This window comes from Streptomyces sp. NPDC091682 (genome assembly GCF_044756625.1).
Taxonomy (GTDB): domain Bacteria; phylum Actinomycetota; class Actinomycetes; order Streptomycetales; family Streptomycetaceae; genus Streptomyces.
In genome coordinates, this window is the sequence record NZ_JBIVTH010000039.1 from 18,200 (window position 1) to 33,598 (window position 15,399).

At 71.7% G+C, this 15,399-nt stretch carries 11 protein-coding genes and 2 pseudogenes; 5 read left to right on the top strand and 8 right to left on the bottom strand.

Annotated elements, in window-relative coordinates; translation table 11 throughout:
* Positions 1–7: 7 nt before the first annotated feature.
* Genes ACIQK6_RS41155 through ACIQK6_RS41165 form a run of 3 tightly spaced genes read right to left on the bottom strand, consistent with a single transcriptional unit; the run spans position 8 to position 3,546 of the window.
* Positions 8–1,573 carry an FAD-dependent oxidoreductase gene (locus tag ACIQK6_RS41155; RefSeq protein WP_329105024.1) on the bottom strand — a complete coding sequence of 522 codons (1,566 nt, stop codon included), beginning with the start codon at positions 1,571–1,573 and terminating at the stop codon, positions 8–10.
* A complete protein-coding gene (locus ACIQK6_RS41160; RefSeq protein WP_402697549.1) occupies positions 1,570–2,280 on the bottom strand; it encodes a class I SAM-dependent methyltransferase in 711 nt (236 codons plus the stop codon). Before ACIQK6_RS41160 ends, ACIQK6_RS41155 begins: the two co-directional genes overlap by 4 nt.
* Positions 2,281–2,289: 9 nt before the next feature.
* A complete protein-coding gene (locus ACIQK6_RS41165; protein ID WP_329105028.1) occupies positions 2,290–3,546 on the bottom strand; it encodes a lycopene cyclase family protein in 1,257 nt (418 codons plus the stop codon).
* Positions 3,547–3,897: 351 nt separating this feature from the next.
* Here ACIQK6_RS41165 and tpg point away from each other — a divergent pair, with 351 nt between their 5' ends.
* Positions 3,898–4,452, top strand: a complete 555-nt coding sequence (gene tpg, locus ACIQK6_RS41170; RefSeq protein WP_329105030.1) for a telomere-protecting terminal protein Tpg — start codon at positions 3,898–3,900, stop codon at positions 4,450–4,452.
* Positions 4,453–4,568: 116 nt separating this feature from the next.
* Here tpg and ACIQK6_RS41175 read toward each other — a convergent pair.
* Both ACIQK6_RS41175 and ACIQK6_RS41180 read right to left on the bottom strand, forming a co-directional pair.
* A pseudogene (locus tag ACIQK6_RS41175) lies at positions 4,569–4,703 on the bottom strand (IS5/IS1182 family transposase); the annotation flags it as partial.
* Between the two features lie 85 nt (positions 4,704–4,788).
* The gene (locus ACIQK6_RS41180) at positions 4,789–5,379 is read right to left on the bottom strand and encodes a TetR/AcrR family transcriptional regulator (protein ID WP_329105032.1); all 591 of its coding nucleotides are present in this window, start codon (positions 5,377–5,379) and stop codon (positions 4,789–4,791) included.
* A 61-nt stretch (positions 5,380–5,440) separates the two neighbouring features.
* Here ACIQK6_RS41180 and ACIQK6_RS41185 point away from each other — a divergent pair, with 61 nt between their 5' ends.
* Both ACIQK6_RS41185 and ACIQK6_RS41190 read left to right on the top strand, forming a co-directional pair.
* Positions 5,441–6,298, top strand: a complete 858-nt coding sequence (locus ACIQK6_RS41185; protein WP_402697552.1) for an alpha/beta fold hydrolase — start codon at positions 5,441–5,443, stop codon at positions 6,296–6,298.
* Between the two features lie 993 nt (positions 6,299–7,291).
* Entirely contained in the window at positions 7,292–10,177 is a 2,886-nt protein-coding gene (locus ACIQK6_RS41190) for an AAA family ATPase (RefSeq protein WP_402697554.1), read from the top strand.
* Between the two features lie 151 nt (positions 10,178–10,328).
* Here the strand turns inward: ACIQK6_RS41190 and ACIQK6_RS41195 are convergent, their stop codons facing one another.
* Entirely contained in the window at positions 10,329–10,544 is a 216-nt protein-coding gene (locus ACIQK6_RS41195; RefSeq protein WP_329105038.1) for a hypothetical protein, read from the bottom strand.
* Between the two features lie 210 nt (positions 10,545–10,754).
* Between ACIQK6_RS41195 and ACIQK6_RS41200 the strand changes: the two are divergent.
* Positions 10,755–10,888: pseudogene (locus ACIQK6_RS41200) on the top strand (IS5/IS1182 family transposase); the annotation flags it as partial.
* A 210-nt stretch (positions 10,889–11,098) separates the two neighbouring features.
* Here ACIQK6_RS41200 and ACIQK6_RS41205 read toward each other — a convergent pair.
* Positions 11,099–13,975 (bottom strand): BTAD domain-containing putative transcriptional regulator, encoded by a 2,877-nt coding sequence (locus ACIQK6_RS41205; protein WP_329105042.1) that lies wholly within the window; start codon positions 13,973–13,975, stop codon positions 11,099–11,101.
* Positions 13,976–14,262: 287 nt separating this feature from the next.
* Positions 14,263–14,691: an OsmC family peroxiredoxin gene (locus ACIQK6_RS41210; RefSeq protein ID WP_329105044.1), complete on the bottom strand. Its 429-nt coding sequence runs from the start codon at positions 14,689–14,691 to the stop codon at positions 14,263–14,265.
* 452 nt (positions 14,692–15,143) lie between these two features.
* Here ACIQK6_RS41210 and ACIQK6_RS41215 point away from each other — a divergent pair.
* A partial coding sequence (locus ACIQK6_RS41215) for an acetyl-coenzyme A synthetase N-terminal domain-containing protein (protein WP_402697556.1) occupies positions 15,144–15,399 on the top strand: 256 nt, incomplete at its 3' end.

The following is a 15,399-nucleotide window of genomic DNA, read 5'->3' on the forward strand; positions in this document are numbered from 1 at the left end:
CTGCCCGTCACCGCACGGGCACGCGCGCAGGCCGGCCCCCAATACCCGCCAACGCCCGGCCCACGGCGGAACGGCCCCGGTCCGGCACCGTCCACAGCATCTCGCCCGCCACGCCCCAACCCTCCAGCAGGGCATTGGCTGCCATGAATCCGCTGGTCGCCGCCCGTTCCATCAGCGCGACCGGCAGACCTGTACGCACCAGGTCGCCCGCGACAACCACACGTGCATCACCCGTGCGCACACCCGGCCGGTCCCGGTAGCCGCCGACCGTGAACAGCGGACAGTCCTCACGCCACTCGTGCCGCACATCGACGATCTCCGCGGCAGCCGTCTCCGGATACACCTCACGCAGCCGCCCCACCAAACGCTGCTCCACCTCCCGGCGCCCCTGCGCCGGATCGACCGCGTACGCGTGCAGTTCCACCACCGAACCGCCCGTGCGCAGCGCCCATCGATGCGCCTCGCCCTCGAACCGGTCCAGGACGCTCACGTTGTCGAGGCCACCGAAGCCGCTGGTGCCGAGAAAGCCGTGCCGCTCGCCCGAAACCGGACGCGACAGCCACAGCCGCGACACCAGGAACGGAGGCGCCGTCCGCAGCCCGGCGACCCGCTCGCGCCACGCCGAGCCCACCAAGTCGGGTGAGGCGCCGACCACTGCCCGCAGCCCGCCCGCGTCCAGGGCCAGGACCACGGCGTCGTACCTTTCCACCGCCTCGTCGGCGACGACATCCATCCCCTCCTCGCCGGCCGGTCGGACGCCGCTCACGGCTGTGCCCGTACGGATCTGCACGTCCAGCCCGCCCAGATACCGGGCCAGGGGGTCCCACAGGGCCTGAGGGAACGGCTCGCGCGGCACGTCGAACAGCAAGCCCTCACTGGAGCCCAGAAAGTAGATGTGGAACATCAGTACCAACTCCGCCGCCGACAAGGTTGCCGGATCGGCGAAGAAGCTCCGCGAGAACACCTCGAACGCCAGGTGCTGGGCCGCCTCGGGAAAGCGGATCCGGGCCAGGAACTCGCTGGCACTCACATCGTCCAGAGCCTCGTACACCCCCGGAACCCCGACATCCAGCAGAGGCAGAGCGGCCCGCGGATCCATCCGCCCCAGATCCCGCCAGCCGAACGACGGGCTCTGCGCGACGAATCCGAGCGCGCTGAGCGGAGGCGTACGCGGCACGCGCGCAAAACCGTCCTGCCCGCCGCTGCGGTGACGCAGCGGGTAGTCCGCCAGCCCCACCAGACCATGGAGACCCGGATCGGTCCGGCCCAGCAACGCTCGCAAGTTGTAGTACTGCCGGAAGAACGCATGGAACCCCCGGCTCATCGTCACCTCGGAACCGTCCGCCAGCCGCGTCTGCCAACCCGCCAGACGGCCGCCGAGCTGGCTTTCCCGCTCGTACACGGTCACGCGCACGCCCCGCTCAGCGAGCACCGTGGCCGCGGCCAGGCCGGCAATGCCCCCGCCCACTACAGCCACCCGTGGGCCGTCTCCTGCGACGCGCGCACTCGCATGCCCACCTCGGGCATCGACGCGCCGGGCCCGTCGGTCACGGCCCGGGTAGACCGCCTTCATGCCGCGATCCGACCGACGAAGGTGTGGGTGATCCCCGTCTGCCACCCCGGCAGCGGCAGCACCCGTACGTGCGCGAACCCCGCGGCGCGCATCCGCTCGGCGAACTCCCCGGCGGTGTCGAAGGAGAGCACACTGCGCCACAGGTGCTCATACAATCCGGCGTCCCCGCAGGCCCGCCCCAACGGCATGATCACCGTGCGGCACACAGCCGTCCACAGCAACCGGTCCACCGGCCTGCCGCTGAGGGTGTACTCGTGCACCGAGATCCGCCCACCCGGCGCCATCGCCGCGCGTACGGCGGCCAGCGTTCGGTCGGGATCGGGCACGTTGCGAAAAAGGTAGGCCGCGAAGACCGCGTCGAACGGGCCCCCGACCCCAGCCTCGGTCAGCTGGTCGGCCGACGCACGGACGAAACGGACCCCGCCGGGCCAGCTCTTGGCCGAGGCCCGCTCCAGCATGCCCGGCGAGGCGTCCACCCCGGTGATGTCAGCCCTGGCGGCGGCCGACAGCAGGGCGGCTGTCGACGCGCCGGTACCGCAGCCGAGATCCAGCACGCGGGCACCGCGGCCCTCAGCCTGCAGACCCAAGCGGCGTGCCGAACGGCGCAGATGCCCGTGGTAGCCCGGACTGGCGCCCACCAGAAGGTCGTAGCGTGCCGCGGCATGGTCGAAAGCAACCGACAGGGCGTCGTCGCGCAGCAGTGTCATGACAGCCTTTCAACGGCGTCCCGGCCCTACGGCCGGGACGGAACGGCGAAGCAGCGGCAGCTCCAACAGCGACCGCAGCATGGGGCGAACAGGCGTACGCAGTCCGATTTCGAGGTCCTCCCAGGGCGAGGTCGCCCCGTCCATGAACCGCAGGACCCGCTCCGCAGGCACGCAGGAGAAGAGATGGGCGAAAAAGGCCCCGCCGTCGATGCGCCCCGTGTCCAGCGCGCGCAGCAGAACGGCGTCCATGGCCCGGGCCCTGGGGCCGTGCACGGGGGGAGTGCGGGCGGGTGAGCGCCCCGCCCGCACCGCGGCGGCAAGCTGACGGCTCTGGCGCTGGATCGCGGCGAAGGTGTAGCCCGTGGAGGGCCGCGTCGCCCCGCCCGCGGCTCCGATGAGATGGACCCGTCGTCCGGTGCTGCGAGGGAAACGGCCGTCGGACATCGGGATCACTCCCCGCTCGCGCTCGACGACGGTGTAGTCGTTCAGGCCCAGGACTGACGTGCAGTAGTGCCCCAGGGCACGCTCGTAGGCCGTGTCGTCCAAGACGTCCCGGGAGAACTCCGTGTACTCCACCAGTGCTTCATGCCGGCCGAGCGGCAGCACGTAACCGAACGCAGGCCCGCATGCAGGCTGAGGCAGGCGGAAGTCCATCAGGGTCGCCACACCGGGGTCGAAGGCGGGAACGGCCGTGCGCACGAACCACCCCCGGAAGTGCTGCAGCAGGGTGGTCCGGGCCGCAGGCAGACGCCGCGGTGGTCGTGAGTCGAAGACCAGCCCGGAGCGGAGCACCGAAGGCACCCCCCACGCGTCGTGACCGTGGACCACGGCCCCGGCGTCGTCGTCGCACGCCGACTCCACGCTCATCCGCCGCAGGCCCACCCCGAACATGCCGAGTCGGTCGGTCATGGCCGCCTCGAACCGGTCCGACCTCAGCATCTTGTACCGCAACGGTCCCAGCGACCGGTCGATCACCGCACCGTCCGGGCCGTACACGCGCAGCCGGTCCCAACTGCCCGACAGCAGACTGTCGTACGGGCCGGAACCCGCTTCCCAATAGCACCACGTCCGGGCGGGCGAGCGCAGCGGTCCCGGCGGAGCCTCCACCACGATCACCGTGGGTGCTGCCCTGCCCCCGGGGGAGGTTTGGACAAGATCCAACGCCAGGCTCAGCCCTGCTGCTCCCGCCCCGATCACAGCCACATCTGCATCCCAGGGCACCCATCGCCTCCCGCCCCTTGTCCATGGCCTTTCCGCGCGGTCCATGCCGGTGGATGCAGTAAAGCGCCAGGCAGACGCGAATTCCGGGGGGCGCGGCGACACGAGCCACCTTCGAGGTAGGCAAAATGGGGAGGAACGCGGCGTCGGGCAAGCCGTTGATGGGGGGGTTCGCCTGGGCCCGACCCCGGGTCTGGCGAAGCTGGAAGGGGTTCAGGAGATGGCGTGGGCGGTGGACCTGATGGAGAAGGGCCTCAACCCGGCCCGCCACATCAAGGGCGGCGACGCCGTCCTCGACGACGGCGAATAGCACCGAGCCGTGGCCTCCGCGACCGGAGGCCACGGCTGACAGACCGCTCACCGTGTACGACACGGACACCTGTCAGGAGCCGAACCGCTGTGGGAGAGATCGAGGACGCCATCCTCCGCGCCGACCAGGAGGCCTTCACCAAAGACCCGCCCAAGACCCTGAAGGGCCGGATCAACTTCCTGCTCAAGCAGCTCAAGACCACCCGCGCGGTCGCCGCCGAACTCGGCGTCAGCCAGCGCTCGGTCGAGCGCTACCGCAAGGGCGACCGCAAGACCCCGCCCAAGGCCGTCGCCGCCCGCATCGACACGGCCGTACGCGCCCGCTGGCAGCCCGTGGTCCGCGACCGGCGCCGCAAGCAGGCCGCCGCCACCACCGGCATCACCGTCGAGACCCGCGCCCGGTTCGGCTACACCGCCCCCGTCGGCACCACCGACGACGGCCGGGTCCGCCGCCTCACCGTCCACCTCCCGCCCGCCTACGCCCAGCGTCTCTTCGACGCCCGCGCCCAGGGCGCCGACGACCGCGACCTGCGCGCGATCGTCGCCGAGGGCCTGCAGGAGATCTACTTCAAGGACGGCGGAACCCGGGCCGACCAGCTCCGGGTCGAGTTCACCGACATCGACTACTTCGACGTCTCCTTCTGAACCCCACCCGCCGCGGCACGCCCGTGCGCGCACCCGGTGAGCCGAAGCACGGTAGTTGTCACCAAGGCAGGCTTGTTGTCACCGACCGGTGTGATGTTGACCGACCGGCGCATGGATCACTTGAGTCGTCGGGTGGTGGGGCGGCCATCCCAGCGGCAGCGGCTCGTAGTGCCGTAGTCGCTCATCCACGCGCGTGTGCGCTCCGCCCCCCAGCGCTTGCCCGCCTGGACGGGGGCGGCAACGCCCTTGCGGCGGTGCAGCGGTCCTCTGGCGCGTGGCGCTGGCCGTGAACCTGTGCGCCGCTCATGCACAGGCTGTCTTTCTCGTTGTTCGAGATCATTCCTCGCCGGGCTGAGTGATGGCTGTGCACAACAACTTGGCCATCGATCGGCCGGCCACCCGCAGCGGTTCCGGATCACGGGCAGCCCGGCTGAGCATGAAAGCCCCCTCGAGCATCATGACCATCGAGTGCGCGAGGGACTGCGCCGTCTTCGGTTCGGCCACCCAGCGGCCGAACCACCGTGTCGCCGCGCCGACCCACTCCTCGAAAACCTCCGCCGTCGCGACCCGCAACACCTCATTGCTGCTCGCGACCTCCAAGGCCACCGTCCCGATCGGGCACGCGTCGGCATAGTCGGCCGCTGCGAGGTCGTCCGCGGCTGCTTCGAATGCGTGCACGAGGGACTCCGCCGGGTCCGGCACGCTGTCCAGCAGAGCCAGGACCATTCGGCCGTACTCGGTTCCGGACGTGCGGATCATGTCCTCGGCCAGTTGCTGCTTGCCGCCAGGGAAGAAGTGGTAGATCGAGCCGAAAGGTGCGTCCGCCTCTGCCGCGATCCGCTTCAGGCCGGTGGCTGAGTAGCCATGTCGGCGGAACAGCACTGTGGCGGCACCCTGGATCCTGGCTCGCGTGTCCGTCTGTCCCATTGCCTGCCTTCCCTTTCCCCTCCAAGATTACAGTAGAACGATCTATCAACCAGGAGTTGGGATGCCGAGAATTGAGTTGTCGTCCGGACCGATCGACTACCAGGACACCGGCAGTGAGGGGCCTGTGCTGGTGTTCGGCCACGGTCTACCGATGAACGAGACCCAGTGGCGCAAGGTGGTCCCGCTGCTGGACGGATACCGCTGCGTCCTGCCCACGCTGCCTCTGGGTGGTCACCGTCAGCCGATGAACCCGGATGCCGACCTGTCCCAGCGCGGTGTCGCCCGGCTCCTGGGCGAGTTCATCGAGGGGCTCGGTCTGAGCCAGGTGACCCTCGTACTCAATGACTGGGGCGGGGGCCAGTTCCTGGTGTCGGAAGGGCAGGACCAGCACATCGCGCGCCTGGTGCTGGTGGCCTGCGAGGCCTTCGACAATTTTCCCCCAGGGCCGGCCAAGGCCATGGCGCAGGTGTGCAGGGTTCCCGGCGGCGTCTGGCTCTTGACGCGGCTCATGCGCGTTCCCGCCTTCCGTCACAGCCGGGGCGGATACGGCGGGATGAGCCTGCGTGGGGTCCCCGACGAGATCATGGACGACTGGTTCGCTCCCGCCACCCGCAGCAGGGCCATCCGCAGGGACTTCGCCAAATTCGCCACCGGGGCACCCGAACGCAAGACCTTGCTCGCCTGGAGTGAGCGACTGCGTGACTTCGACCGCCCGGTACTGGTCGTCTGGGCGACCGAGGACCGATTGATGCCGCGTGAGCATGGCCCCCGGCTGGCCGAGGTGTACCCGCAGGGCCGGCTGATCGAGATCGCCGACTCATCCACCCTCATACCCGAGGACCAGCCCGAACAACTCGCCCAAGTACTCACCGACTTCCTGCTCCAAACCGGAGCAGAGCCGGTCCGACACATCTCCTGAGCGTGGGGTGGCAGGCGGATCCGACAGCCACTACCGCCCTCGCCAAGGTCGAAGCTGCAGGCCGGGTCCGTTCCGCTTGGCACCGGGTGAAGTGACGCATCGGATCACCCGACAGCGCCAGCTCGTGTACGAGGTCCTGGACCGAGCCGGACGCCCCGTCCCCATCAGCCCCCACCAGACTGTCCATCGCCCCCGACAGCCCGCGGCTTGCGATCTTTGCTACTGGTGACAGGAAGGCTGCCAAACGAGCACTTGTGACAAGCCGCGTGCCTCACTGGTGACAAGCAGCCTGCTTCGCCCGGCCTCGTTCACCAGCTCAACTGGCTCTGCCGGTGACAACTACTGTGCTTCGGCTCACCCGGACCACGAGCACCTGTCCGGGTGCGGCTCACAGCCCCTCCCGCGTGTCAACGACGGGCCCGACCCGGGACAGGGGTGCAATAGCCACTGCTGGCCCCCCCTTGGACGGGCCGTTCCCGGCCCCCCCGTGGCGCTGTCGACCGCAGGCAGGACGCCGGCTGCCGTCACACGCCGTCGGTCGCCGCCCCGGTCGGCGGCAGCCACCGCGCCGTGGCCCATTCCACACGCCGATGCCGGCCACGCCCCGGTCCATGCGGCGCCGCGCGCCGACGCCCGCCCCGGAAGCCTGGGTTTCGTCACCGACAGAGGTGCTCTGATCGGCTGATTGCTCCCTCCTGTCCATGGACACGCTGCCCGCGTCCACCCTGTCGGCCGAGCGCACCGGCAGGGTGCGGGCAGGGCCAGGCGGGGCGATGACCGACGAAGGCGGCGCACTCGCGATGACGTGGAACTTACACGCCGGTGACGCGCGTAGACGATCGTGGGACCGTGCGTGGCACGGTCCTCTCCGCCGGCATCGCGGGGCAGCCCCCCTTGGCCGATCGCCGCGCCGGTTCCGCAACACGGCCCCGCCCGCACAGGCCGGGGCCGCCCTTGAGACAGCCCCGGCGTGACATGAAGACGAGCCCGACAGTGATTGATCTCCACGAAGTAGCAACCCCGGCGGTGCTGCACGGCCGCGATGACGAGTTGGACGCGCTCGCGCGATTGCTCACCGCCTCGGGCGGCGGCTGCGTCCCCGTGCTCCTCCGCGGCGGATGGGGCAGCGGCAAGACGTCACTGCTGCGCACCGTCCTGGCCCGGGCCCGCCGGGATCCGGGCCTCCACGTGGTGTCGGCATGGGTCGACCCCCTCGAACGGGATCTGCCCTTCGGCATGGTTCGCCAGCTCTTCGAGCACATGGCCGCTGTCGATGCTCCCGTCCCGCCCGTCGCACCCGACTCGCCCGACACCCCCCGCACCAACCTCGCCGCGCACAGCGACCCGTACTCCGCGCCCTGGACGATGCCACCGGAAGCGCTGGCAGCCCGAACGGCCGGCCAGGAGATGGCAGCCCTCGGCGAGCTCTACCGGCAGGTGGCCCGACTCGCCGGCCACAAGCGCCTGGTGGTGATCATCGACGATCTCCAGCGCGCCGACCCCGCCTCGCTGCGCTGGCTCCGCTACCTGCTGTGCCGAGGAGGCGAGCTCCCCGTGGTCGTCCTCGCGGCGCTCGCCGAGGAGGGGACACACCCCAACACGGACTCGCTCGCGGCCGTCCTTCCCCTGTTCCGGCACCAGTTGACACTGGGCGGCCTCGCCCAGGACGCGGTCGACTCGCTGGCCGAGGAGATCCTGGGGCACGTCCCGCCCACCGCCTTCACCGCCGCCTGCCGCGAGGCGAGCGCCGGCATCCCCCTCCTGCTGCGCGCCGTCCTGCGCGGTATCAGGGCCCGCCGCCCGGCCGACGCAGGCCTGACCGCACCGATCGCCGAGTACGTGCCGGCCGACCTGGGCCCCGCGCTGCTCGCCCGCATGGAGCCGCTCGCCGCGCACGCGGCGACGACCGCAGCGGCCGTGGCGGTACTCGGCGGCTCCCCGAGCACCGATCTGCTGGCCGCGACTGTGGGGTTGTCCGTGTCACAGGTCGCGGACGCCGTTCACGGACTGGTACGGGCCGGGTGCGCAACCCAGACCGGATCCGAGGTCTCCCTCGTGTGTGAGTCCCTGGCCGTGGCCGTGTCCACCACCGTGCTGCCGAGCCGGCGGATGGAACTCCATGTCAGAGCGGCTCGCTCCCTCCACGCCGACGGTGCGCCGGCCGAGCGGGTGGCCGCCCACCTCCTGCCCGGCGCGCTGGGTGAGCGATGGGCACCCGAAGTCCTGGCCCGGGCCGCCGAACGGGCCTACGAGCAGGGTGACCTCGCCCGGGCCGCGACGTACGTACGGCGCGCCCTGCGGGAGGACGCGCAGGAGGAATCGCGCGCGAGGCTCCTCGCCCTCCTGGGCCGGCTCGAACTCGCCTTCGACGTTCCGGTGGCCGTCGGCAGCTTCGAACGCAGCCTCGAACTGTGCCAGGACCCGGGCGAACGCGCGGTCGTGGCCCGCGGACTGGCCGGCGCGTTGCTGGCCCTGGACCGATACCCGGACGCCCTCCAGGTCCTGCGCACCACCTGTGAGTCCCTCAGGGAGGCCGACCCGGCCGACGCCATGCGCCTGGAGATCGACCTCATCCACATCGCCCTGACCAACGCCGCTTCGGCCCCGGACGCCGTGCGGCGCCTCAAGGAGCTGGACGTCGACGACGCTCCGGACACCGGCGTCCGCCGACCCCTGGCTGCCCTGCTGAGTCTGCGCGAAGCCATGGCCGGCCGCGCGGGCGAAGCCGTGAGCCTGGCTCGCACGGCCTTGGAACGAGGCGCCGACCCGATGTCCGACGCGTCCGTCGTCTACTACGACGCGGTCATTTCCCTGCGGGCGGCCGGGGAGACGGAACTCGCGCTGGAGTACGCCGAAGCCGCCGTCGGTCAGGCCCGGGAACGTGCTTCGGTCCTCGGACACGTCCAGGCGATCGGTGTGCGGGCGAGCATGCTGTGCGGGCTCGGACGCCTGCTGGACAGTCAGGCCGACGCCCTCTCGGCCCTGGCGCAACTGCAGGGGATCGGCATCGGCCCGTCCCACAGCTTCGCCGTATTCGCCACGGCGACCCTGATGGAGTCCCTGGTCAGACAGGGCAGGCCCGACGAGGCCGAGGAGCTGCTCCAACGCGCCGATCTCGCGGGCGAACTGAACTCCAACTGGGTCAACGACTACGTCCTCATGGTCCGCGGACGACTGCGGGTCGCCCAGGGCAGGCTGGACAAGGCCCTCGCCGACTTCCTGCTGTGCGGGGAACGGGCCGGCGCCCGCGGTACCTCCGGCCCGGGCTTCCACCCCTGGCGCTCCGAGGCGGCACTGGTCCACACGGAGCTGCGGCAGGGCGATGCGGCCCGAGCGCTGGCCGAAGCGGAGCTGGCGCTCGCCCACGGCTGGGGGACGCCGGAGACGGTGGGCACGGCCCTGCGCGCCATGGGCCTCGTCACCGGCGGACCGGAGGGGCTGGAACTGCTTCGCGAGGCCGTGGAAACCCTGCGAGGTACACCGGCGCGGGTACGGTTCGCCCAGGCCCTCGCCGACTTCGGCGTTCTGGCCCGGAAGGCCGGGCGGCTGCCCGAGGCCCGCGCCTGCCTGCAGGAGGCCGCCAGCGTCGCCCACGAGTGTGGTGCGACGCCGGTGACCGATCTGGCGCTCGCGGAGCTGCGGGCGGTCGGGGACCGCCCGCGCACACGGACCTTCCAGGGGGCGACCGCCCTGACACCCACGGAGCGGAGGGTCACGGAACTCGCTGTCCAGGGCATGACCAACCGCGAAATCGCCCAGCGGCTGTACGTAGGTCTGCGCACCGTCGAGGCGCACCTCACCAGTTCCTACGGCAAGCTCGCCATCGACGGCCGCTCTGGGCTTGCGCACGCGCTGGCTGCGGCGTCGTGCGGTCCGTGACGCCGTAATGTCCGCCCCGCAAGGTCAGTTCTTGCGGGGCGGCGTCGACGAATAGGACCTACGTCGCGGGCAAGCCCGTCACCCGGCCCCGAACGGGCCCCGGAGCGAGTCCGGCAGCGGCGCCCCGACGGTCAGGGTCAGGCGTCCCGGATCAGTAGCGCCCCTTCCAGCCCTGCGCGAGGGTCGTGACCCCGCCGGAGTTCCGCTCGTCCGCGACCTTGCCGTCCTCCTGCGCCGTCGCGACGGCAACGCTGCCCAGAAGGGCGAGGCCACCGCAGGCCAGCATGATCCCGATGCGTGCCGGGGTCGAGAGGCCGCGCGTCTGCGGGGCGGGAACAACGACGAGCTGATCGTTCTGTGAATTCACGATGTCTCCTGATCCTTCATGGGGCTGCGCAGGGATTCCGGCGCGGCTGTTCAACATCAACAGAGACGGGAGCACCGCGACAACCGAAGTTCCCGGTACGGGACGAAGGTGTGCGGTAACGGCTCACTGACCCCACGGTGCCCACCCCGAGGACCCTCGGTCCCTCCCGCATTCCCGCACGCCTGTCGCCCGGCCCCGGTCCGGGCCCGCGCCGAACACCGGCGGGTGCGGTCCGCGTCGAGTACGCCTTCGCCCACATGAAGATCGGGAAGATCCTCCGCGGCTGCCGTCAGAAGGGCGACGACCTCCAGCACGCCCTCCAGGCAGTAGCCACCATGCACAGCCGCCGTTCCGTCCAGGACCGCATCCCCGCGGAGGGCATGGAGGTCTGGGCCTCCCCACCGCCGGCTCCGTGGCACACGTATGCGGCAACGGCGCCCGCTCCTGCCACCGGCGTCGCCTCGGCCGGCCACCCGCGTCGCCTCGGCCGACGCCCGCCCCGTCGGCCCCACGCCCGGTGAACCGGCCGAACCGCCCGCCAGCCGGGGCACCGCTCAGGTGTGGTCGAGAATGGCCCGAGCCCGCTGCTCACCCGCGCCGTCACCGAGTTCCGCCAGCGCGGCCAGCGCCTGCCGCGCGAACGGACGGGCCTCTTCCAGCCGGCTGGCGTCCGTCAGCGCCGAGGCGCAGGACAGCAATGTGTGGGCGTGCTGGGTCCGCATCCCGCCGGCCTCGCACAACTCGAGAGCCTCGTGGTACTCCGCCATGGCCTCGCCGTGCCGTCCCAGTGCGGCCAATGCCTCACCCAGAGCGCGACGGGCGAGCGCCGCACAGGCGGGACTCTCGGCCTCGAGGCAGCTCGCCAGAGCGTCCCGGGCGGCCTCGAGCGCCTCCTTGGGCCGGTCGTCTGCCAGGTACGCCCGCACAAGTCCGAACTCGCACTGGGCGGCCACACCGAACTCCCCGATCCGGCGGGACATGGCCTGCCCGCGGCGGAAGTGCGTGATCGCCTCCTCCAGGCCGCCCGGCCGCACCGCGGCCACCATCCCCATGACGTGCACCAGGCGGTGGGCCAGCAACTGCTGTGGCGGACCCGGGGTCTCAAGGGCGCGGAGGGCCAGCTCCCGTGCCTCTTCGTGCCGCCCGGTGCGAGCGCAGGCGATGGCCGCGACGACACAGCAGAAGACCTCGGCCATGCTCTCACCGTGCCGCGAGGCGGCGTCCAGCAACTTGCGGGCCTGGCCCTCCAGCACATTCCACGGCAGACACAGGTCGGTGTACGGCATGAGCAGCACCAGCAGACTAGCCAAGGTCCGGGTGTCCTGTGCGCCGACCGGCCGGTGGGGGTGGTCGATGATCTGGCCGGCGACGGCGAGCATGGCCCCGAGCTCGTTGATCACCCACTGCTGTGCGTGGGACGCGTCCGGGAGAACCGGACCGCCCGGCAGGTCCTGCCGGTCGGCCGCGGCGGGCAGCCGGCTGTGGGGCCACTCCGCCCGCAGCGCGGCCGCCATGCCGGAGAGGTGGAAGCCGGCGGTCCGACTCAGGGCCTCACGCCGGACCTCCGAGTCGTCGCTCTCCAGTGTCCGGTGGCGGGCGAACAGCCGTAGGAGATCGTGGTAGCGGTAGCGGCCGGGGTCACCCGGTTCCAGCAGCCCGACATGGGCCAGGTCGTCCAGGACGGCCTCGGCCGCGCGCGGCTCACACTGCAGGACCGCCGCGGCGACGGCCGACGACACATCGGTGATCTCGGGAATCGCCAACAACCGGAAGGCCCGTGCCTGGTCGGCGTCCAGCGCCGAGTAGCCCAGCCGGAAGACGTGCTCGACGGCCAGGTCTCCGCTCTCCAGCTCGCTGAGCCGCTGCCCGGGGTCGCCGAGCCGGGACGCCACGAACGACAAGGACCAGCGAGGCCGCGCCGCCAAGCGGGTGCCGACGATGCGCACGGCCAGGGGGAGCGTGCCGCACGCGTGCACCAGGTCCTGTGTCGCCTGCGGCTCCCGACGGCACCGGTCGGCACCCACTATCCGCTCCAGCAGGCTGCGTGCGTCCCGCTCGCTGAGCGGCTCCAGCACGGTGCGGCCGGCCGCGGGCAGGAAGATCAGCGGATTCCGGCTGGTGACCAGAACGGCGGACCCGGACGTGCCCGGCAGCAGAGCGTCCACCTGGCGCGTGTCGGCCGCGTTGTCCAGCAGCAGGAGCAGGCGCCGATCGGCCAGCCAGGAACGGTACAGCGCGGTGCGCTCGTCGCGGTCACGCGGAACGCTTCCCGGCGCGACGCCCAGCGCCCGGAGGAACAGCTCCTGGACATCGTACGGATCCACGGCCTCCCGTCCGGCTCCCCGCAGATCGGCATAGAGCTGGCCGCCGGGGAAACGATCACGCACGGCGTGGGCGGCGTGAACGGCCAGGGCGGTCTTCCCCACACCGCCCATGCCGTGGATCATGCAGACGACGGGCGCAGTGCCCCGCCCCGGAGCTCCGCCGACGAGGGCGGCGCTTACGCTTGCCACCTCCTCCTCGCGACCGGTGAAGTCGGGCGTGTCCGGGGGGAGCTGAGCAGGCCGCGGCCAGGCCGGACGCGTCTGTCCGCCGGATCCGGCCTGCTCGCCCGTCCGCTCGCCGGCCGGCGGGGACGCCGCCTCCGGCGGCGACGGCAATGACGACGGTGCCGACAGGGCGGGATCGGCTTCGAGGATGCGCTGGTGCAACCCGGCCAGAGCGGGTCCGGGGTCGACTCCCAGTTCCTCGGCCAGTAGCCTCCTGGCCGCCGCGAACGCGGCCAGCGCCTCACCCTGCCGGTCGCATCGGTACAGCGCCACCATCTGCAGCGCACGCAGGCCCTCGCGCAGCGGGTGCTCGTCCGCCAGCGCGGTCAGCTCGGTGACGGCCCGGGCATGCAGTCCGAGGTGGAGCTCCAGTTCCAGCCGGGTCTCGGTCAGGACCAGCCGGTATTCCGAAAGGCGGTCGCGATGCCGCTCCGCGTACTCACCGGGGACCCCCGTCAGCGGGGCACCGTCCCACAAGCCCTCCGCCCGGCTCAGCAGGCGGGTGGCAGACGCCAGATCGCCCCGTGCCCTGGCAGCCTCCGCCTCGGCGCCCAGCTCTTCGGCCTCGGCGACGTCCAACGCCCGGGCGTTCAGCCTCAGCGCGTAGCCCCCTGCCCGGGAGACCAGTACCTCCGGTGCGCCGGATCCGGTCTCCAGCGCGGTCCGCAGCCGCGAGACGTGGTTGCGCAGGGCGGCGGGAGCGCTGGCCGGGGGATGCGCCCCCCAGACGTCCTGGACCAGTTCGGCCGAAGAGGCGACGCGGCCGCGCCTTAGCGCCAGCGCGGCCAGGACGGCACGCTGCTGCGCAGATCCCGTCTCCAGCTCACGTTGACCCCGCCATGCCCGGAGCGGCCCGAGTACCGCGATCCGTAGCCCGCCCATAGTGCTGTTCCACCGTTCCCGTCCACGGCTCGGGCCGAGGATCCGATGGTGGTCACCTGCTGAACGGCCGATTCCGAGCCACCATGGTCCCACCGCCGTGCGGGCGGGCAGCCCACGGGCCGGGCCGATCGTGCCGTCCCCCGGGAGGCCCACGCAGCCGGCCACGCAGAACGGTGGCGGTGACCGGCGCCCGGGACACCGCCCGGACGGCCGTGCTACGGCGTCGAGCAGCGCCGGCGTGCCCGTCCCGGGCCGCGGTGAGCGCGGCCCGGGACGGGCACGGGCCGTCAGCCCAGCCGGGCGGAGGCCAGGGTGATGGGAACGCCGCCGAGCGCCTGGCTGACGGGGCAGTTGCGCCGGGCCTCCTCGGCCGCCGCCGCGAAGTCCTCCGCCGACAGGCCCGGCACGGATCCGCGTACGGTCAATGCGATGCCGGTGATCCCGGTACCCGGCTCGAAGGTCACCTCTGCCTGCGTCTCCAGCGACTCGGGCGCCGTACCCGCCTCGGACAGCCCGTGCGAGAGCGCCATGCAGTAACAGGAGGCATGCGCCGCAGCGATGAACTCCTCGGGACTGGTCACCCCCTCCGGCTGCCCGGCGCGGGCGGGCCACGACACCGGGTACGAGCCGACGCCGGACGACGCCAGCGTCACCTCGCCTGCCCCTTCGATCAGCGATCCCTTCCACACGGTGGACGCGGTACGAGTGGTGCCCATGAGGTTCCTCCAAGGGTGATGATTATGAGATAGGCGGGACACGCCGCCGCACGCCGATGGGACCGGTCCGTGGGACGGCTCCCCGGCGACGTACTGACCGCACGCTCCGCCTGGGGCCCGAGATGGCGATCACAGCAGAGCCACGGGGCAGTTGGCCAGCGAAAACAGGTGCTCACACAAACTCCTCGGCCGACCCGGCCCACTCCTTCGGTCCGCACCGTCACGGTGCAACGGGACACCACGGCCGACGCCGGGCCGCTAGGAAGACCAGCGACGATCCGCAGCCAGACAGCGGCCGGCCTGCCACCGACAACTTTGCTCTGCAGCACCGAAAGACCGGCCTTCGGAGCCCGGCTGGCAGGCCATGATCGAACCGTGCCGCCGTCCGCCCCGCGTTCGTCGGGGCGGGCGCGGGGCACACGCACCACGAACGGGTCCAGAAGGAGAATCTGTTGAGGAACGAGAGCCTGGCCAATCTGCTCAAGGAGGAGCGGCGGTTCGCACCGCCCGCCGATCTGGCCGCCGCCGCCAACGTGACCGAGGCTGCGTACGCACAGGCCGACGCGGACCGGCTGGGCTTCTGGGCCGAGCAGGCCCGGCGGCTGACCTGGGTCACCGAGCCGACCGAGACGCTCGACTGGACGAACCCGCCCTTCGCGAAGTGGTTCGCGGACGGCAAGCTCAACGTCGCGTACAACTGCGTGGACC

Excerpts from the sequence above, each read along its gene's own strand:
- ACIQK6_RS41155 (WP_329105024.1), bottom strand. The coding sequence starts at position 1,573 with ATGAAGGCGGTCTACCCGGGCCGTGACCGACGGGCCCGGCGCGTCGAT.
- ACIQK6_RS41160 (WP_402697549.1), bottom strand. The coding sequence starts at position 2,280 with ATGACACTGCTGCGCGACGACGCCCTGTCGGTTGCTTTCGACCATGCC.
- ACIQK6_RS41165 (WP_329105028.1), bottom strand. The coding sequence starts at position 3,546 with ATGGACCGCGCGGAAAGGCCATGGACAAGGGGCGGGAGGCGATGGGTG.
- ACIQK6_RS41180 (WP_329105032.1), bottom strand. The coding sequence starts at position 5,379 with ATGGGACAGACGGACACGCGAGCCAGGATCCAGGGTGCCGCCACAGTG.
- ACIQK6_RS41185 (WP_402697552.1), top strand. The coding sequence starts at position 5,441 with ATGCCGAGAATTGAGTTGTCGTCCGGACCGATCGACTACCAGGACACC.
- ACIQK6_RS41205 (WP_329105042.1), bottom strand. The coding sequence starts at position 13,975 with ATGGGCGGGCTACGGATCGCGGTACTCGGGCCGCTCCGGGCATGGCGG.
- ACIQK6_RS41210 (WP_329105044.1), bottom strand. The coding sequence starts at position 14,691 with ATGGGCACCACTCGTACCGCGTCCACCGTGTGGAAGGGATCGCTGATC.